At 60.1% G+C, this 17,874-nt stretch carries 16 protein-coding genes; 5 read left to right on the forward strand and 11 right to left on the reverse strand.

The window, feature by feature from the left end; all coding sequences use genetic code 11:
* Positions 1 to 31 precede the first annotated feature (31 nt).
* From K3752_RS07070 to K3752_RS07080, 3 genes are read right to left on the reverse strand one after another with little or no spacing between them, the layout of a single operon-like run.
* A complete protein-coding gene (locus K3752_RS07070) occupies positions 32 to 982 on the reverse strand; it encodes a site-specific tyrosine recombinase XerD (protein ID WP_260065817.1) in 951 nt (316 codons plus the stop codon).
* Between the two features lie 2 nt (positions 983 to 984).
* Positions 985 to 2,511 carry a hypothetical protein gene (locus K3752_RS07075; RefSeq protein WP_170445553.1) on the reverse strand — a complete coding sequence of 509 codons (1,527 nt, stop codon included), beginning with the start codon at positions 2,509 to 2,511 and terminating at the stop codon, positions 985 to 987.
* The gene (locus tag K3752_RS07080; RefSeq protein WP_170338962.1) at positions 2,501 to 2,650 is read right to left on the reverse strand and encodes a hypothetical protein; all 150 of its coding nucleotides are present in this window, start codon (positions 2,648 to 2,650) and stop codon (positions 2,501 to 2,503) included. Before K3752_RS07080 ends, K3752_RS07075 begins: the two co-directional genes overlap by 11 nt.
* A gap of 79 nt (positions 2,651 to 2,729) precedes the next feature.
* On the opposite strand from K3752_RS07080, the gene K3752_RS07085 reads away from it, so the two are divergent.
* Together K3752_RS07085 and aroB are read left to right on the forward strand one after the other, a co-directional pair.
* Positions 2,730 to 3,317, forward strand: coding sequence for a shikimate kinase (locus K3752_RS07085; RefSeq protein ID WP_170363624.1), 588 nt, complete (start codon positions 2,730 to 2,732; stop codon positions 3,315 to 3,317).
* Entirely contained in the window at positions 3,318 to 4,430 is a 1,113-nt protein-coding gene (gene aroB, locus K3752_RS07090; RefSeq protein ID WP_260065821.1) for a 3-dehydroquinate synthase, read from the forward strand.
* Between the two features lie 9 nt (positions 4,431 to 4,439).
* Here aroB and K3752_RS07095 read toward each other — a convergent pair whose 3' ends face one another.
* Entirely contained in the window at positions 4,440 to 5,510 is a 1,071-nt protein-coding gene (locus tag K3752_RS07095) for a site-2 protease family protein (protein ID WP_170366977.1), read from the reverse strand.
* A gap of 18 nt (positions 5,511 to 5,528) precedes the next feature.
* Positions 5,529 to 6,026 carry a single-stranded DNA-binding protein gene (gene ssb, locus K3752_RS07100; RefSeq protein WP_170338954.1) on the reverse strand — a complete coding sequence of 166 codons (498 nt, stop codon included), beginning with the start codon at positions 6,024 to 6,026 and terminating at the stop codon, positions 5,529 to 5,531.
* Between the two features lie 204 nt (positions 6,027 to 6,230).
* On the opposite strand from ssb, the gene K3752_RS07105 reads away from it, so the two are divergent.
* Positions 6,231 to 6,809, forward strand: a complete 579-nt coding sequence (locus K3752_RS07105; protein WP_260065824.1) for a lytic transglycosylase domain-containing protein — start codon at positions 6,231 to 6,233, stop codon at positions 6,807 to 6,809.
* A gap of 50 nt (positions 6,810 to 6,859) precedes the next feature.
* Here K3752_RS07105 and K3752_RS07110 read toward each other — a convergent pair whose 3' ends face one another.
* The 5 genes from K3752_RS07110 to miaA all read right to left on the reverse strand — a co-directional run bounded on the left by K3752_RS07110 (position 6,860) and on the right by miaA (position 14,610).
* Positions 6,860 to 8,947, reverse strand: a complete 2,088-nt coding sequence (locus K3752_RS07110; protein WP_093961865.1) for an ABC transporter ATP-binding protein — start codon at positions 8,945 to 8,947, stop codon at positions 6,860 to 6,862.
* Positions 8,948 to 9,041: 94 nt separating this feature from the next.
* Positions 9,042 to 10,505 carry an ABC transporter permease gene (locus K3752_RS07115; protein WP_260065827.1) on the reverse strand — a complete coding sequence of 488 codons (1,464 nt, stop codon included), beginning with the start codon at positions 10,503 to 10,505 and terminating at the stop codon, positions 9,042 to 9,044.
* Between the two features lie 13 nt (positions 10,506 to 10,518).
* Positions 10,519 to 11,565 carry an ABC transporter permease gene (locus K3752_RS07120; RefSeq protein ID WP_170339518.1) on the reverse strand — a complete coding sequence of 349 codons (1,047 nt, stop codon included), beginning with the start codon at positions 11,563 to 11,565 and terminating at the stop codon, positions 10,519 to 10,521.
* A 137-nt stretch (positions 11,566 to 11,702) separates the two neighbouring features.
* Complete coding sequence (locus K3752_RS07125; RefSeq protein ID WP_260065830.1) at positions 11,703 to 13,373, reverse strand: ABC transporter substrate-binding protein; 1,671 nt, start codon at positions 13,371 to 13,373, stop codon at positions 11,703 to 11,705.
* Positions 13,374 to 13,713: 340 nt separating this feature from the next.
* Positions 13,714 to 14,610 carry a tRNA (adenosine(37)-N6)-dimethylallyltransferase MiaA gene (gene miaA, locus K3752_RS07130; RefSeq protein WP_260065832.1) on the reverse strand — a complete coding sequence of 299 codons (897 nt, stop codon included), beginning with the start codon at positions 14,608 to 14,610 and terminating at the stop codon, positions 13,714 to 13,716.
* 98 nt (positions 14,611 to 14,708) lie between these two features.
* Between miaA and pyrH the strand changes: the two genes are divergently transcribed.
* Both pyrH and K3752_RS07140 read left to right on the forward strand, forming a co-directional pair.
* Entirely contained in the window at positions 14,709 to 15,461 is a 753-nt protein-coding gene (gene pyrH / locus K3752_RS07135) for a UMP kinase (RefSeq protein WP_170338945.1), read from the forward strand.
* 206 nt (positions 15,462 to 15,667) lie between these two features.
* Positions 15,668 to 17,254, forward strand: a complete 1,587-nt coding sequence (locus K3752_RS07140; protein ID WP_170419163.1) for a BCCT family transporter — start codon at positions 15,668 to 15,670, stop codon at positions 17,252 to 17,254.
* Positions 17,255 to 17,304: 50 nt separating this feature from the next.
* Here the strand turns inward: K3752_RS07140 and K3752_RS07145 are convergent, their stop codons facing one another.
* A complete protein-coding gene (locus tag K3752_RS07145) occupies positions 17,305 to 17,688 on the reverse strand; it encodes a VOC family protein (protein ID WP_260065836.1) in 384 nt (127 codons plus the stop codon).
* Positions 17,689 to 17,874: the final 186 nt, after the last annotated feature.

Below are 17,874 nucleotides of genomic sequence, written 5' to 3' on the forward strand. Positions count from 1 at the left end.
GGCGCAGATGCGCGCGATCAAGGGTTTGGCCCTAGTCTCGACCGTCATCCTTGGCAAGCGGGTGATGCTGCAACACCAGCTCCGACAGGCGCTCGTCCAAGACATGCGTATAGATTTCGGTCGTCGCGACGTCGGCGTGACCAAGCAGGGTCTGGATCGAACGCAAATCGGCCCCATTGGCCAAAAGATGAGTCGCGAAGGCATGGCGCAGCGTGTGTGGCGTGACTTTGTCGGGAGAAACACCACCTTGCACGGCCAGTTCCTTAATCAGAGCAAAGAACCGGTGACGGGTCAGGTGCCCTGATTTTCCACGCGAAGGAAACAGGAACCGGGACCGCTGGCCTCCGTTGGCGGCGGCTGCATCTTCGGCTTCGTCCCGGATGGCCAGCCATGCCGCCAAAGCATCGCGCGCAGGCGGTGACAGGGGCACCATGCGCTCTTTTCCGCCTTTGCCGAGAACCAGCAGCATGCGTGGGTCGCCCCGGGCGGATGAAACCGGCAGGGAAACAAGTTCGGTCACACGCATCCCGGTCGCATACAGAATTTCCATCAGGCAGGTGTTGCGCACCTTGTCTGCCGTACTGCGCCCTGTTTTCCTGGCAGCCTCCAGCAGGCGATCGACTTCGGCCACGTCCAGCGTCTTGGGTAGCCTTTTCTGGCGTCCCGGGCCTTTGATCTGGATGGCCGGATTGGTCGAACGCCAGCCTTCTTCAAACGCGAAACGGTACAATTGCTTGATGGCAGAGAGGCGGCGGGCGCGGGTCGCGCGCGAAAGGCCTTGTGCGTCACAGTCAATCAGGTAGGCCTCGATCATATCCTGGTCGGCGGCTTCGAACTCGGCATTTCGCCGACCGAGCCACGCGGCAAAGTCCTTCAAGTCTCGCCCATAGGCCAGCAAAGTGTTGGTTGCCGCCCCAAGTTCTGCGGCCTGCGCCTCGAGAAACGCGGAAATCCACAAGTCTTGTGTCGCCGGAGCGGACACTGTCAGGCTCCCTTCAGAACAAGCAACTGCAAGGCGGCACGGCGCGCCGTGTCTTCCAGGCCGACATGCCGGAACACCGCGATGGCCGCAGTCAGGTCAACCAGATTGCCGCGCGCGCCATGCGCGAACATCTGCATGGCCTCAAGAATTGCCTCACCCAGACGGTTTGCTTCCAACATCGCGCGGATATCGGACGGGATCGGTGCCGACCATGCAAACCCTTCGGCAATGGCGTCAGCCATCGGTGAGGGCGAGTTCGAACGCTCGGGTTGGCCCGATGCCAAAGCAGCCAGAAAGGCATTGGCCTCGGGTCCGTCGGGGACAGATCGTGCGGCATCCTCGTACAACTCGGACAACAGCAGGATGCGCCAGCGCAGGTTCTCGGTGGTCGGGTCGGACAAATTGATCGGCATCAGGCGCTCGGCAAACAGTTCTGCAAAGGGCACTTCGAGCCCGACCGAACCCATTTCTGCCCAGACTTTCGGCAGGGTCTTGGATATTGCCTCGGGGCTTCCGGTCTCCAGCGCCGTTTCGAAACGCTGAACTGCCGAGACGCGATCCCAGACCGCGCCCGAAGCCGCAGGCGCGCGCTCGGTATAAAGGCCCAGCAGATGGTTCGGCGTAAGCGCGCCGATGCGGGTCAAGCGCTCGGCCGCTTCGATCTGGGCCTTCCAACCGGCAACATCGCGCAGGTCGGCATTGGCAAAGGCCCGCGGCAACGAGGCGGTCGGAAGTCGCTCGCCGATCGCTTCGAACAGGCGAAACGTCAGCGGGTCAGGGTCTTCGGGTTGCGGCAAATAGGCGGCGCCTTCGAACATTTCTGGGCTTAGGAAGCGATCCAGCAGATCGAGTTGCTCGGGCGGCAGTAATTCGAGCGCATGCGCCGCTTCGAGTGTCAGTGCGGCCGAAGCCCAGTCACCTCTGCGAGCCTTGCAGAAGACCTGCGCGGAATAATCCCGCGACAAATGCGGTTGCGCGATCAGCGCAGTGCAGCTGCGGTCTTCGTCGCCGGTCAATAGAGTTGCGTCAAACCATCGTTTGAACCGCTCAGGCGTATCGGTGGGGCCGGCAAGCTGCACCAAGGATTGCGTCGGATCGGCGGCACCCAGCTGCATCAGACGATCCAGCCGCGCCAGCAGAAGTTGGTCTGGCTCATTGGAATTCGCCGGGGCGCGGGCCTCGGTCAGCAAAAGTGTGAACAACAGCCGCTGCATGGCAGGGTTCGATTTGACCGGCACGCGCGCGATGAGTTCGGCCAGCCGGGCCGGATCGCTGGGCAGCCACAGATCAACCGGCAGCCCGGTCGCGGACCCATCCACCAATCCCAACGGCGGCGACAGCGCCTCGAGCGGAGACACCTGGATGTCGGGCTGCAGGCCGGTATCGGTAACCGGCGGCTCGAGCAATACGGTCCCCGGCAACAGGTCAGGAGCTGTCTCCAGCCAGTCGATCGCGGATAGCGGCTGTTCGGTTTGTGCGGCGGCTTGGCCGGTCAGTGCAAGCGCCAGCACGACGGCCCTAGTTGACATCCAGAATTACCGGTTCGCTGATTTCGCTTTGCGGGGCCGAGAAATCGGCGCCGAAGAATGGGCCAAGATACGCATAGGCCACCAAGCCGATGAAAAGCAGGCAAATTAGGTACAACAGGAATTTGATCAGACGGCCCATGGCTCAACGCTGCCTCAATTTTCGATTTTGGCCAAGTTATAACTGGCATTTTTCCCAAGATCACGTCATTCACAGGGAAATGAGCGAAATTAAGCATAACGTGGCGCCGGCCGGACAACGGCAGGTCTTTGACCTGCACAAAACGGTGGTTTTGGTCGGCATGATGGGCGCTGGCAAGACGGCCGTGGGGCGCGCTCTGGCCGCGCGCCTTGGTGTTCCATTCCTCGACAGTGACAGCGAGATCGAATCGGCTGCCAACATGACCATCCCCGAGATCTTTGAACGGGACGGCGAGCCGTTCTTTCGCACCAAAGAAAGCCAGGTCATCGGCCGTCTGCTGGACGAGAAAAAGGGTATCCTGTCGACCGGCGGTGGCGCTTTTCTGAGCGAAGAAAACCGGACGATGATCTCGGACCGTGGGGTTTCCGTATGGCTGTGCGCGGATCTGGATGTGTTGTGGAACCGGGTGCGCCACAAAGACACGCGACCCTTGCTGCGTACGCCTGATCCGTATGCAACGCTACGTGACCTGTACGAGGCCCGCGTGCCGTTGTACGCACAGGCTGATCTGGTGGTTAATTCGGACGGCGACACCGCGATCGAGGATATGGTTGACCGGGTTCTGGAAAAGCTGATGACGCGCCCGGATGTATTGGAAGTCAAATAGATGCATCAGACAGTTAACGTTGATCTGGCCGAGCGGTCCTATGACGTGGAAATCGGGCCGGACCTGTTGGCTCAGGCCGGTGCGCGGATCAAACCCATGCTGCACCGTCCGCGTGTAGCGGTTCTGACCGATGAAACCGTGGCCGGTTTGCATTTGGATGCTTTGCGCAGCGGCCTGGCGTCCGCCGGGGTGGAAATGACCGCATTGGCTCTGCCCGCAGGTGAGGCGACCAAAAGCTGGCCGCATTTCGAGCGCGCCGTCGAATGGCTGCTGGCCGAAAAGATCGAACGGCGCGATATCGTCGTAGCCTTCGGCGGTGGAGTGATCGGAGATCTGGGGGGCTTTGCCGCCGCCGTGCTGCGTCGCGGTGTGCACTTTGTGCAGATCCCAACCTCGCTTCTGGCGCAGGTCGACAGTTCCGTGGGGGGAAAAACCGGTATTAATGCTCCGCAAGGCAAAAACTTGATCGGTGCGTTTCATCAACCTTCGTTAGTTCTGGCTGACACCTCAGTGCTTGGCACGCTGACGGCGCGTGATTTTCTGGCGGGATACGGTGAAGTCGTAAAATATGGCCTTCTGGGGGATGCCAATTTCTTCGAATGGTTGGAGCGCAACGGCCCCGCGCTGTCGGCCGGGGACATGGCGACCCGGGTTCAGGCGGTCACCCGTTCGGTTCAGATGAAGGCCGACATCGTGGCCCGCGACGAGACTGAACAAGGCGACCGGGCGCTGTTGAACCTCGGGCATACGTTCTGCCACGCGCTTGAGGCGGCGACGGGCTATTCCGACCGGCTGCTGCATGGCGAGGGTGTTGCCATTGGCTGTGCCCTGGCGTTCGAGCTGTCGGCCCGCATGGGGCTGTGTTCCCAGGAAGACCCGAGCCGCGTCCGCGCTCACCTGAAGGCGATGGGCATGAAGACCGATCTGTCTGATATTCCGGGTGATCTGCCGAGCGCCGAAGATCTGGTCGAGCTTATGGCTCAGGACAAGAAGGTCGTTGACGGCCAGCTGCGTTTCATCCTGGCGCGTGGGATCGGGCAGGCCTTCGTCACGTCGGACGTGCCACGCGATGCAGTTCTGTCCGTTCTGCAGGATGCATTGGCAACGTGCTGATAAGCGGAGTCAGCGGCCCCGTATCACCATCAATTCGCCAATGTTTTCGCGGGTGATGTATCCGACCATCTGACCGGTCTTGGTGCAGACCGCCACGGCCGGTGCGCCACCATGGAGACCATCCAGAACGGCTTCGAGCCCACTGGTCAGGGCCACCCGGGGGATTTGCTCTTCCATGACCGAGGTCGCGGGTTCCGACCGGGCGTGATCGCCGGCTAGCGCGGCAAACAGCCGATTGCGGGTCACAAAGCCCAACAGCTGCCCGTCTGCGCCCAAAACCGGGAACTCGTGCTGAGTTGTCTGGATCACGGCCTGGGCCGCCGTTGCCAACGTGTCTTGGGGGGTCAGCGCGTGGAATTCGGTAATCATCGCTTCGCGAGCCAGCACGCGGCGCGCCACCGAGCGCATTGCTACATCCTGACTTTCTGCATTTGCTGCGATGAAGACGAAAACCGCGATCAGAACCAGGATCGGATTACCGGTGCTGAGCCCCAGAAACCCGAACCCGACGGCCACGGCCTGGCCAGCAAAGGCGGCGGCCCGTGTGGCCCTGACCCTGTCCATCTTCAGGCAGAGCAGGGCGCGGAACACGCGGCCGCCGTCCATCGGAAACGCGGGGATCAGGTTGAACACCGCGAGGAACAGATTGACGTAGGCCAGCCGGCTCAGCAGGTCGACGCGGGTCGAGTCGATTTGCGCCAGCGTTTCAACCTGCATTCCCGCACCCAGAAGGACAAGTATGCCCCAGATGACGACGTTGACCGCTGGACCAGCCAATGCGACGGCAACTTCTTGCATCGGCTTTTCCGGCATCCTCTCGAGGCGGGCCAAGCCGCCGATGGGCAGCAGAGTGATGTCAGGAGTGCGAATGCCATACCTGCGGGCCATCAGCGCATGACCGAACTCATGGGCAACCACGCAGGCAAACAACGCCAGAACAAAAACGATGTTGTCGATGGCTGCTGGCCACCCACCGTCAGAGTAGGCGGCAAAGCCGACCCAGGCCAGCAGCAGGAAGAAGGTGACATGGACCCTCAGTTCCGATCCGAGCAATCGGCCGACGGCGAAGGACCATGTCATGACGTGCCTCGCTGGAGATTAGAACGGGATTTCGTCGTCGTCGATGCCGCCTGATGCCGGTGCCGGTGCGCTGGACTGTGCGGCGTAGGGCTCGGAGTACCCGCCGCTGTCCTGGCCTCCTCCGTAACCGCTGCTTTGGCCGCCACCGTATCCGCCGCCCTCATTGCGACTGTCCAACAGGGTCAGTTCACCGCGGTAAGGGCGCAGAACGACTTCGGTGGAATAGCGATCCTGTCCGGACTGATCCTGCCACTTGCGCGTTTCCAGTTGGCCTTCGATGTAGACCTTTGACCCTTTGCGCAAATACTGCTCGGCGATGCGGACGAGCGGTTCGGAAAAAATAGCGACTGTGTGCCACTCGGTCCGTTCGCGGCGTTCACCGGTATTGCGGTCTTTCCAGTTCTCCGAGGTCGCGATCCGTAGGTTGCAGACTTTGCCACCGTTCTGAAACGACCGTACTTCGGGGTCGCGCCCGAGATTGCCGACCAGAATGACTTTGTTGACTGAACCTGCCATGGATTTCCCCGTTTTTTGACTAGCTTGATGGCGCCCGAATCTGACGCTGAGTTCACCTGAAACCCTATACGTCCTGCGCCCGGGTTGGAACATGGTTGATGCCCGGAATGCCGCCTGGAAAATCAGTGTTTCCTTAACCAAGCTTTCATTTCTGCCTGAAATACCTATAATCCGATTGATTGCTGAACGAGCGGGATTGCTTGAATGCGTTGTCTGTTAAGTGGTTTTTCAATTGCATGCCTCGTTCTGGCGTCGACGCCGCTAAGCGCGGATGTCCTGTCGACCAAGAATCGCAAAGATATCTTTTTGAAGCAGGCCAAGATTCTGGATACGCGGGCCGCCAGCCAGTATCGCGACTCTGAACGGCTGAAACCGAAGACGCCGGACAGCAGTTTCAAAAAGCGCTATTCCGGCAAGTACCGTGGTGAATACCTTGCCATGGCGCGCCAGGCAGCGCGCAAGCACAATGTCCCGGAAGAACTGTTCCTGCGTCTGGTGCAGCAGGAAAGCGGTTGGAACCCGCACGCCAAGTCGCATAAGGGCGCTTTGGGGCTCGCGCAGCTGATGCCGCAAACCGCCAGGCTGCTGAACGTGAACCCGCATGACCCGAAGCAAAACCTTGAAGGCGGTGCGCGGTATCTTTCGTGGCAATACCGTAAATTCAAGTCCTGGCGCCTGGCGTTGGCAGCCTACAACGCGGGTCCGCAAGCGGTGGAAAAACATGGCGGCGTGCCGCCCTATGCCGAGACACAGAATTACGTCAAAGTCATCTGGGGCGGCTGATACCAAAGCCGCACAAAAAACCGGCCCAGGGCCGGTTTTTCTTTGGGCGCTTACTCAGCTGCTATTTTGATGACAGGCTCCATCTTGGCCAGTGTCTCCGTGGACAGATGACACTTGACCTGGTGTCCGTCAGCCAGCGTCTGGACCGGCGGAACCTCTTTTTCGCACAATCCGCCCGCAACCTCGGACTTCCACCGGCACCGGGTTTGGAACGGACATCCGGGCGGCGGATTCATCGCCGAAGGAATGTCGCCTTCAAGGACGATGTGTTTCTTTTCGACCGAGGTATCGGCGATTGGAACCGCGCTCAGCAGCGCCTCGGTATAGGGGTGATAGGGCGGCGAGAAGACTTGATCGGTCGTGCCCAGTTCGACCACGTGGCCCAGATACATCACCATGACGCGGTCGCTGAGGTAGCGTACGATCGACAGGTCGTGGCTGATGAACAGCAGTGTCGTCTTGTGTTCGCGCTGGATCTCCATCAACAGATCGGTCACGGCTGCCTGCACAGACACATCCAATGCCGAGACCGGCTCGTCCGCGACGACGATTCGGGCGTCCCCGGCAAAGGCACGGGCTATCCCGACGCGCTGTTTCTGGCCGCCTGACAGTTGGCGCGGCATACGGTCGGCAAACGCGCGCGGCAGCTTCACCAGGTCCAGCAACTCGAGCATCCGTTGCTTGCGTTCGGCCTCCGAGTTTCCGACGCCGAAGATCTCCAGCGCGCGGATGATCTGACGTCCGACCGTCATCGACGGGTTCAGCGTATCGAACGGGTTCTGGAACACCATCTGGACTTCGCCGACGGTCTTGGCATCCCGTTCTTCGATCGGCAAATGCTCGATATTGCGGTTGTCCAGCAGGATCTGCCCGTCGGTCGCCGTCTCCAATCCCATGAGGACCTTGGCAAACGTGGATTTGCCGCAGCCGGACTCGCCAACGATGGCCAGCGTTTCCGATTCATGTGCGTCGAAGCTGAGGGTTTCGTTGGCCTTGACCACTTTCTTCTCGCCCCCACCGAACAGGGCGTTTGCGGCCACCTCGTAATATTTCTTGAGGTTGTCCATCTTCAGAACGGTCTTGCCGATCGGCGCTTTTTCTTTTTGCTCTGCAACCGTGATGGGCGCGTTCCAGTCGATTTCCTGGAACTTCAAGCAGCGCGTATGGTGGCGGTCATTACCGGGGACCGGGAACATCTGAATGTCCTGCGCATCACAGCGCCCTTCCTCGAAATAGTCGCATCGCGGGCCGAAATTGCAGCCCGGTGGGCGTTCGTGCGGCAACGGGAAGTTGCCGGGGATAGCAACCAGCGGGCGCGAATTCTTGTCCGCGCCGGGCAGGGGGATCGAGCGAAACAGCGCCTGGGTATAGGGGTGCTGCATCTCGTCAAAGACATCGTGGATCGAGCCACGTTCGACCGCCTCGCCGGAATACATCACGCACAAGCGGTCACAGGTCTCTAGAACCAGGCCCAGATTGTGCGAAATGAACAGCATCGATGTGCCGTATTTCTTGCCAAGGTCCTTGACCAATTCCACCACGGCGGCTTCGACCGTCACGTCCAGCGCGGTTGTCGGTTCGTCCAGGATCAGAAGCGACGGCTTGGACATCAGCGCCATCGCGATCACGATTCGCTGCTGCTGGCCACCGGACAGCTGATGCGGAAAGCTGTTCAGCATCCGCTCGGGGTCCGGCAGGCGCACATCCGTCACCACTTCCAGAGCGCGGGCATAGGCCTCTTCTTTGCTGACCCCTTCGTGGATCATCGGCACTTCCATCAGCTGTTTGCCGATCTTCATCGCGGGGTTCAAAGAAGCCATCGGCTCTTGATAGATCATCGCGATCTCATTGCCGCGAATGTCCCGAAGTTCTTCCTTGCTCATCTCGCTAAGGTCGCGGCCCTTGAATTTGATCGAGCCGCCAACGATCCGGCCATTCTTGCCAAGGTCCTGCATGACACCCAGGGCGACCGTCGACTTGCCGCAGCCGGATTCACCGACCAGCCCGACAGCCTCGCCAGGCTGCACACTGACCGAAAAATCCATAACGGCCGGTATTTCCCGCAGGCGGGTAAAGAACGAAATCGAGAGCTTGTCGATTTCGAGGATCGGCCCGTCATAATCCGCCAGTTTGTTCATCTTGCTTGCTCCTCGCCAGCACTCAGGGGATCCCCTTCATCTGGCTAAAAATATCCTGGTGGGGGCCGGGGGCAGTCCCCCGGCCGCTTTCACATCAGTCCTTCAGGCTTTCTTCTCTCAGGCCATCCGCCAGCAGGTTCAGTCCCAGTACCAGTGACAACAGCGCCAGTGCCGGCGGCAGTGCAGGGTGCAGGTAGATCGACAGCAGCTTGCGCCCTTCGTTGATCGTGGACCCCCAATCCGGGCTTTCCGGCGGCAGGCCCAGTCCAAAGAACCCCAAGGTCCCCAAGAGGATGGTCGTGTAGCCGATGCGCAGGCAGAAATCGACGATCAGCGGCCCGCGGGCGTTGGGCAGGATTTCCCAAAGCATGATGTACCAGGGACCTTCGCCGCGCGTCTGCGCCGCGGCTACGTAGTCGCGCGTTTTGATGTCCATGGCCAGGCCGCGCACGATGCGGAACACCGTGGGCGAGTTGACGAAGACAACCGAAACGAACACGACCAGGATGCCGCCCGGAATGTCGAACAGATCCAGATAGGTCGGCAGACCCCAGATGCTGTAATCGTCCGTGCGGATGACGTATCCCCCGGTCGAGATCAGCGACAGGTACAGCCAGATCGCGATACCCAAGACGCCGATCAGCAGCGGCGTACGGAATTTCGGCCGGGTGTAGTAGCGCGAATTCAGAAGGACGCCGATGAAGAGGATCGGGAACACGAACAGGACTGCGGCCATATAGTTCGGCACGCCGGTGGCGACGATTTCCGGTGTGACCAGCAGGTAGAACAGCAGGATGACCGGGAACGCCAGGATCAGATTGGCGAGGAACGACAGAAACGTGTCCAGCCGCCCGCCATAGTACCCGGCGGGCAAGCCCAGCGTGATCCCGACCATGAAGGCAAACATCGTGGCCAGTGGAGCAATCTGTACGACGATCCACGCACCCTTGACCATGCGGCTGAATACGTCGCGGGCAAGGTTGTCGCCGCCCAGCAGATACCAGGCGAACTCACCGTCCTCGGCATTGGGCAGGGGGGTGCCGGGCACCTTGTTCTTCATGCCGGAAACCTGGACCAACGGATCGTGTGTCACGATAAGGTCCAAAGCCCCGAAGATGCCGGTGAAAACCCAGAACATGACCAGTCCAAAACCGATCATGCCGATCGGGCTGTCGAAAAGCTTGCCGTACAGGCCAAGGCGCCGTTTGAAGGCAACGGACATCGCGAACAGAATGATCAGCGACAGCCAGACCGGCAGAAACTGCTGCGAGACCGCGCCGATAATCCCGGCCCCAGTGCCCAGGAATATTCCCAGCAGCAGGTAGGCGACCACCGTCGCGATACTGGCCAGGAAAGAATACCACAGCGCGGATTGCGTCAGGTTCCTGAGGCCACCGCCCGAACTGACGGTGCCATCCGCGTTCACGCTGACTTGCGTCTCGGGCAGCAGAATGCTCGCCAGGATCCAGACAACGACGGATACGACCAGCGCAGCAAGGGCGATCATCATGATCGGGTTCAGAAAGGCGATAGAGCCAGTCCAGCTCAGAGGTTCCATGGTCTATCCTCCCTTATGAAATGCGGATGCGCGGGTTGAGGTAGACATAGCCGATATCCGAGATCAGCTGCGTCACGAGCACCACGAAGACCGACACGACCGAGATCGCCAGCAGAAGCTGGATGTCGTTATTCCCCGCAGCCTGCACCAGTGCCCAACCGAAACCCTTGTAGTTGAACAGGGTCTCGACGATCACGACGCCGTTCAGCAACCAAGGGAACTGCAGCATGATGACGGTGAAGGGCGCGATCAGCGCGTTGCGCAGGGCGTGCTTCAGAACGATATTCCCGAAGGACACACCTTTCAGGCGCGCGGTCCGGATGTATTGCGCGGTCATCACCTCGGTCATCGAGGCTCGGGTCATCCGCGCAATGTAGCCCATGCCGTACAGGGCAATGGTCAGCACCGGCAGGAAGAAATTCTCGAAAGTCGGGTTCTCCATGGCCTGTGTGGCTGTGCCCTTGAACCATTTCAGACCCACGGTTGACGAGGTGAAGATGGCGATGAAGATCACGCCCGACACGTATTCCGGCGTGGCCGTCGTAATGATCGAAAACGTGGACAGGGACCGGTCCAACGCAGACCCCTCGCGCATGCCGGCAAGAACACCAACCAATAGGGCGGTCGGGATCATCAGCACCAGCACCCAGAACATCAGGTAGCCGGTGTTGCCCAGACGCTTGCTGACGATCGTTCCGACCTCGTCCTTGAAGACGGTGGAATAACCCCAGTCGCCCTGAAGAATGCCGCAATAGCGCGGTGTCGTTTCCGGAGTAGAGCCGGGACGAGTGCAACTTCCCACGAACTGACCATCCGGTAGCGTGTTGGTGAAACCGGGCACTACCCCCAGCCATTGGCCGTATTTGACCAGCGTGGGCTGCATGTATCCGCGGTTCTCAAGCCAGGTGACGACCTGTTCATCGGACATACGCTGGTTGCCCTGCGTCTTGGCCAGTTTTTCCAGGTTTGGATAAAGGTTGGTCAGGAAGAAGACCACGAAGGTCAGGCAGAGTGCCGTCAACAGCATCACGCCCAATCGTCGAAGGATGAAGAGTCCCATGTTGGCCCCTGTTGTTCGGGTTCTCCGCAGATCAGTGGACCATTTTCTGGCCTCGGACGTCCGACCCCGCGTCGGTGTGTCTGCGGCTGGAAAGGGGCGCCCGCATTCGGGCGCCCCTTGAAAGGTTCAGGTCGGGATCAGGCCGCCCAACCCCATTTGTAGTGATGGTGTTCGAACGACACATGCATGTCGGTTCCGACCAGACCGTCCTTCATGTGACGGTACAGCGACCGCCAATAGGGCTGGATGGTGACGCCTTCTTCCTGGATCATTGCTTCGCCCTTGGCCACGATTTCGCGGCGCTTGTCGGCATCGGCAATGGCCAGAGCTTCGGTCAGCAGGGCATCAAACTCGGCATTGGACCAACCGAACTCGTTCCAGGCCTCGCCGGTGCGATAGGCCAGTGCCCAGATCTGAACGCCCAGCGGACGGTGGTTCCAGTTGGTAGAGCTGTAGGGGTATTTCGCCCAGTCGTTCCAGAACGTGTTGCCCGGCAGAACCGTCCGCTTGACCTTGATGCCTGCGTCTCGCAGCTGGGCTGCCACGGCATCGGTGGTGTTGCGGCGCCAGTCATCGTCGATCGAGATCAGCTCGTGCTCGAAATCGGCCATACCGGCCTCTTCCATCAGCTTGCGCGCGCCTTCCGGGTCAACTTTCTGCGGCGGCAGTTCGTAGTAATCCGGGTGGATCGGACCGACGTGGTGGTTTTCCGCAGGCGAGCCGCGACCACCGTAGCCGAGCTCGAGGCAGACCGAGTTGTCCACGGCCATCTGCAGCGCCTGACGCACACGTTTGTCGGCATAGACCTTCTTGCCGTCCACTTCCGCAAGCTGGTTCGGGCGGATCACGATGGTGTTCATCGTGACAACCTCGGACTTCACGTAGCCCAAGCTGTCCATCACGTCGATGAATTCACCAACCGATTCATACAGCATGTCGACTTCGTCCGATTCCAGAGCCGCCAGCCATGCCGACGGATCGGTGCCGTAGTCGATGTACTCAATGCGGTCCAGGGCCGGACGACCGAATACGGCTTCGCCCCACCAGGTGTGGTTTTCGTTGCGCACAAGCGCAGCTTTCACCCCCACTTCCAGCTCTTCGATCAGGTAGGGGCCCGTGCCGACATTGTTTGTCAGGTCCGTTTCGCTGAACGAGCTATGGATGATCGCGGCCGGATAGTCTGCCATGCCCGGGATCAACGAGATGTCCGAGTTCGGCAGGTTCAGCTTGACGGTGTGCGAGTCCACAACCTCGATCGCGCCTTCGATTGCCTGGCCGGTATCTGCGTCGATCAGCGTGGCAAAACGGCCTGCCATCGAGTTCGTTTCCGAGCTCTTGTCGCACCAGCGCGCGATGTTGCGTGCCACGTCTTCGGCGGTGAAATCGTCACCGTTGTTCCACTTGACGCCCTGACGCACCTTCAGCGTGTAGACGGTCGCATCGTCGTTGACTTCCCAGCCCTCCAGCAGCATGCCGCGGAATGTGCCGTCCGAGTTGTACTCGACCAGGTATTCCAGCGTGCCACGGGTGACGTTGGCGATCTGCGACCAGTCATAGGTGCGCGGATCCTTCAGCGCGCGAACTTCCTGCTGAACGCGCAGGGTGCCACCTTCTTTCTTGGCGTCTTCGCCCGCGGCCTTGGCGGGTGCGGTCAGGCCGACCATGCCGTATGCGGCCGCGGCAGTGACACCAAGGCTGGTCGTGCGCGTCAGAAACTCGCGGCGGCTCAGCTTGCCGTCCCGATATTCCTGGGCGTGCATTTCGGCGGCCCAGTGCATCGGGGCTCCGGTCAATGTCTTGGTTTTCATGGATGTCTCCCTGTGAGATTATTATGGGTATTTGTTGGTCCCCGTCGAAGCCAGACAGCGCCGAGCAAGGTCATTTTGGATGTAGTTTTTTGAATTCTGTGCATCCCCATGGGTTCATTCGGCACCAGATTCCAATTTAGGTCAATGTTCGAAATCGTCATCAAGTGCACAAAAACGACATTTGCAGAGAAACCTGAGCCGCGGTCGCCGGGGCTGCTATCGGCAAGTCTGATTCTGGAACTTGTGATTCCCTTTTCCGACGGGTTTTGGCTTAAAACCCCTTATGTGACTGAAAATAAATGACTTCGGACGAAGTTTTGGTGCGATGTCAGTGATTCACTCAGCCTTGGCTCGGATCGACGTTTTGCCATTGCTTCATCCGGGCACGACACCACGTGCGCTGGCGTTTGGCGTATTGGCGTGTCGCAATCGTTGCTCTTTCGCGGGCATCGACCAAGGTCATTCGCCCCTCGATATGGGCCATCAATTCAGGTACTCCGATGGCCTTGCACGAAGGTAGGTTCGGGTCGTACCTGTCGCGCATCGCCGCAACTTCGTCCAGGGCACCCGCCTGCAACATCTGGTCAAAGCGCGAATTGATGCGCGTGATCAGCCAGTCTCGCTCGGGCGTCACGACGATCGGAAACGCTTGATCCAGGGGCAGCAGCGGTGGCGGCGTGTCGTCCTGCCAATCCGCCAAGGTCCGGCCCGTGGCTTGCTCGACCTCCCAGGCCCGTTGCACACGGGCGCGGTTGCGCGTGTCGATCCGGTCCCGTGTCCTTGGATCAATCCCGGCCAGAAGCTCGGGCAGGGGGATCGCGTCGGCTGTCTTGCGCAACTCGGGCGGCGTTGCCGGGATGTCTGCCATACCTTCCGTCAGCGTCGAAAAGTAGAGACCTGTTCCGCCCACGATGATCGGACGCGGCGGCCCTGACAAAAAAGTCCGCACCTCGCGCAGCCAGTGGCCGGCCGAATAGTCTTGATCAAAAGCGACATGGCCATAGAGAGCGTGTGGAGCCCGAGCTTCTTCGTCGATCGAGGGTCGGGCAGAAATGATGCGCCAGCAGTCATAAACCTGGCTGGCATCGGCATTGACGATGATCCCGCCCGCGTGTTCGGCAATCTCCAGCGCAAGGGCTGATTTGCCCGATGCGGTCGGCCCCATGATGAGGACTGGCAGATCGTCGGGAATGGGCGGCAGACTGTTCAGCAAATTGCGCGCTGTGTTTTCAGCCATGAGTGTTTGCCCTGTTCCTTGACCATCCGCATTGAACCCGCGGTGGTTTTGCTTCATTTTGCGCCGGAAAACAAACCCGTGCCAGCCCGGAGCGCAACATGAGCCTTTCTTCCACCAACACAACCGCCGAAACCCCAAAAACGACATACAAACGCGTCATGTTGAAAATCTCGGGCGAGGCGCTGATGGGGGATCAGGGATTCGGGCTGCATCCGCCGACTGTCCAGCGCATCGCGCAGGAGGTGAAGTCGGTGCATGATCTCGGGGTCGAGATCTGCATGGTCATCGGCGGAGGGAATATCTTTCGCGGCCTGTCCGGTTCGGCCCAGGGGATGGAACGGACCACGGCCGACTACATGGGCATGTTGGCAACCGTGATGAACGCGCTGGCCATGCAATCCGCGCTTGAGGGCCTGGGCGTCTTCACCCGGGTGATCTCGGCCATCCGCATGGACGAGGTGTGCGAGCCCTATATTCGCCGCCGCGCTGTGCGCCACTTGGAAAAGAAACGGGTGTGCATCTTTGCGGCTGGAACCGGCAACCCGTACTTCACCACAGATACCGCAGCGACGTTGCGTGCCAACGAAATGACCTGCGAGGCCATCTTCATGGGCAAGAACGGGGTCGACGGCGTCTACGACAAGGACCCCAAGGCACATTCGGACGCTGTCCGCTATGACTCGGTGACCTATGACGACGTTCTCGCCAAGCGTTTGAAGGTCATGGATGCTTCGGCCATCGCTCTGGCGCGCGACAACAATCTGCCGCTGATCGTATTCGGACTGGACGAGCCCGGCGGGTTCCGTGGAATCCTGGCAGGCGAGGGGACCTATACCAAGGTTCAAGGCTAGCCAAAGACCCGACCCAACAGCCCACATTAGTTTGCCTGGCGCCCGACTCGGTTCGGACGTTAGGTAACCCAACGCCGTCCGGTCTGCTGAAAATGCTCGGTGTGACCGGTATGCGTGTCGCTTTTGCCCGCCGGAAAGTCTCTGGCGGCTGACCGAAAAAACGATCTTTCCCCGATCAAAAGCGCATTAAAATGAGAGGAGAGAGAATGTCCGACAATTCAGATGCCGACTACGAGGTCGGCCAGGACAATATCCAGATCATGGGGCTGGATATTCATAACCCGGTATTTGCCGTGTCTGGCCTGACCATCATCGCCTTCGTCTTCTTTTCGTTGGTTTTCCGCGAGCAGGCTGCCGACTTCTTCGGCTGGTTGCGCCCCGCGCTGACCAACCAGTTCGACTGGGTATTCATGCTTTCGGCCAATATCTTCGTCGTGTTTTCGTTGCTGTTGATCGTGACGCCGCTGGGCAAGATCAGGTTGGGCGGCGACGATGCGAAACCGGACTACAGCTATGCGGGTTGGTTCTCGATGCTGTTCGCCGCTGGCATGGGGATCGGGCTTGTTTTCTGGGGCGTGGCCGAGCCGATCTCGCACTATGGCGCATCACTTGGCGGTGTCGCCGTGGGAGAGGACGGCCTGCGCACCGACTGGGCACCGTTGGGCGCCGGGCTGGAGGATCCCGACGCATCGCGGAAGCTGGCGATGGCAGCCACGATCTTTCATTGGGGCATGCACCCCTGGGCGATCTATGCGGTCGTTGCGCTGGCCTTGGCATTTTTCAGCTTCAATCGCGGGCTGCCCCTGACGATGCGCTCGGTCTTTTACCCGCTGTTCGGCGAGGCCACTTGGGGTCCGCTGGGGCATGTCATCGATGTGCTTGCGGTCTTTGCGACCATCTTCGGTCTGGCGACCTCGCTCGGCCTGGGGGCGACACAGGCGCTGGCGGGTTTGAATTATCTGTTTGATGTTCCGGTGACGGACGGGATGAAAGTGCTGCTGATCGGCTTGATCACGGTCTTCGCCCTGATTTCGGTGATCGCCGGACTGGACAAGGGGGTCAAACGCCTGTCCGAGGCCAACATGGTGCTGGCGGCGCTGCTTTTGTTGCTGGTCCTGATCGTGGGGCCGACCATGGTGATCCTGACCGGGTTCTTCGACAGCATGATCGAATATGTCGTTGCGCTGCCGGGCCTGTCCAATTGGATCGGTCGCGAAGACACGAACTTCATGCAGGGCTGGACCACCTTCTACTGGGCTTGGTGGATCTCCTGGTCACCGTTCGTCGGCATGTTCATCGCACGTATCTCGCGCGGCCGAACGATCCGCGAGTTCGTGACCTGTGTCATCCTTATCCCGACGCTTGTCGGCGCCCTATGGATGAGCGTTTTCGGCGGAGCTGCTCTGGATCAGGTCATGTCCGGCAATGGGCAGGCTCTGTCCGATGCGGCGCTGGAACTGAAGATGTTCAAGATGTTCGAGGCTTTCCCGATGGCTGGACTGCTGTCGTTCGTCGGTATCGTTCTGGTGGTTGTGTTCTTCGTCACAAGCTCGGATTCGGGTTCGCTGGTGATCGACACCATCACGGCAGGCGGCAAGACCGATGCTCCGACGGCTCAGCGCGTATTTTGGTGCGTGCTGGAAGGGGCCATCGCGGTCGTACTGCTGCTGGGCGGTGGGCTCGGCGCATTGCAGGCCGCGGCCATTGCCACCGGCTTTCCCTTTGCGATCGTGCTGGTCTTGATGTGCGTGTCCATCTTCATCGGTCTGGTGAACGAACGCCGACGCAACTGAGCGTACCGCCACTGACAGTGGGCCCCGGTTACATCACCGGGGCCTTTCATTTATTTCGGACTGCCTTCGAAGAAGCCGACCGAATTGCCATCGGGATCGACCGCATAGAAGAACCGACCGGCCGGGATTTGGATCGGATCCGAGACAACCTGACCTCCGGCAACCTTGACCCTGGCCATGATCTCTTCAGCAGTGCCCTCTGCGGCCAGATGAAGGGTCGGGCCGGTACCATCTTTTGCTGGCTTACCCGGATACAGATGCAAGGCCACGCCCGTTGCCGGGTCAGCGGGGCGGAACATGGCCATGGGGTTCGGGCCGGATGTGTCGACCGCAAGTTCTGCCCCTGTGGCGTGGGCATAGAATTCTACCGCCTTGTCCAAGTCGGAAACAGGCAGTTCGCCCCACACCAGAAAATCCTTTGGAAGATAACTCATCTGAAACCTCTCTTGTCTTGAGTGCCGTGAGTTTGGCATGTGCTGATGACAGAAGCTGGCATCAGACGCCCGGCTTGACCGCGCGGGGTTGGCCGGGCTAACTGACGGCGTTTGGTCCCGTCATCCTCGTGCGGGCGGCCGAACTGCCGCGGCGATACCCGTGGCTGGCTGGAAGACCTGCCATGT

Origin of the sequence: Ruegeria sp. B32 (genome assembly GCF_025141855.1) — a bacterium.
GTDB classification, from domain to species: domain Bacteria; phylum Pseudomonadota; class Alphaproteobacteria; order Rhodobacterales; family Rhodobacteraceae; genus Ruegeria; species Ruegeria arenilitoris.

What these genes read in the sequence shown, in the direction of transcription:
- K3752_RS07075 (WP_170445553.1), bottom strand. Translation starts at nt 2,511, where the DNA reads ATGTCAACTAGGGCCGTCGTGCTGGCGCTTGCACTGACCGGCCAAGCC.
- K3752_RS07120 (WP_170339518.1), bottom strand. Translation starts at nt 11,565, where the DNA reads ATGGGACTCTTCATCCTTCGACGATTGGGCGTGATGCTGTTGACGGCA.
- pyrH (WP_170338945.1), top strand. Translation starts at nt 14,709, where the DNA reads ATGAGCCTTTCTTCCACCAACACAACCGCCGAAACCCCAAAAACGACA.
- K3752_RS07115 (WP_260065827.1), bottom strand. Translation starts at nt 10,505, where the DNA reads ATGGAACCTCTGAGCTGGACTGGCTCTATCGCCTTTCTGAACCCGATC.
- K3752_RS07125 (WP_260065830.1), bottom strand. Translation starts at nt 13,373, where the DNA reads ATGAAAACCAAGACATTGACCGGAGCCCCGATGCACTGGGCCGCCGAA.
- K3752_RS07080 (WP_170338962.1), bottom strand. Translation starts at nt 2,650, where the DNA reads ATGGGCCGTCTGATCAAATTCCTGTTGTACCTAATTTGCCTGCTTTTC.
- miaA (WP_260065832.1), bottom strand. Translation starts at nt 14,610, where the DNA reads ATGGCTGAAAACACAGCGCGCAATTTGCTGAACAGTCTGCCGCCCATT.
- aroB (WP_260065821.1), top strand. Translation starts at nt 3,318, where the DNA reads ATGCATCAGACAGTTAACGTTGATCTGGCCGAGCGGTCCTATGACGTG.
- K3752_RS07145 (WP_260065836.1), bottom strand. Translation starts at nt 17,688, where the DNA reads ATGAGTTATCTTCCAAAGGATTTTCTGGTGTGGGGCGAACTGCCTGTT.
- K3752_RS07140 (WP_170419163.1), top strand. Translation starts at nt 15,668, where the DNA reads ATGTCCGACAATTCAGATGCCGACTACGAGGTCGGCCAGGACAATATC.
- K3752_RS07095 (WP_170366977.1), bottom strand. Translation starts at nt 5,510, where the DNA reads ATGACATGGTCCTTCGCCGTCGGCCGATTGCTCGGATCGGAACTGAGG.
- K3752_RS07105 (WP_260065824.1), top strand. Translation starts at nt 6,231, where the DNA reads ATGCGTTGTCTGTTAAGTGGTTTTTCAATTGCATGCCTCGTTCTGGCG.
- K3752_RS07085 (WP_170363624.1), top strand. Translation starts at nt 2,730, where the DNA reads ATGAGCGAAATTAAGCATAACGTGGCGCCGGCCGGACAACGGCAGGTC.
- K3752_RS07110 (WP_093961865.1), bottom strand. Translation starts at nt 8,947, where the DNA reads ATGAACAAACTGGCGGATTATGACGGGCCGATCCTCGAAATCGACAAG.
- ssb (WP_170338954.1), bottom strand. Translation starts at nt 6,026, where the DNA reads ATGGCAGGTTCAGTCAACAAAGTCATTCTGGTCGGCAATCTCGGGCGC.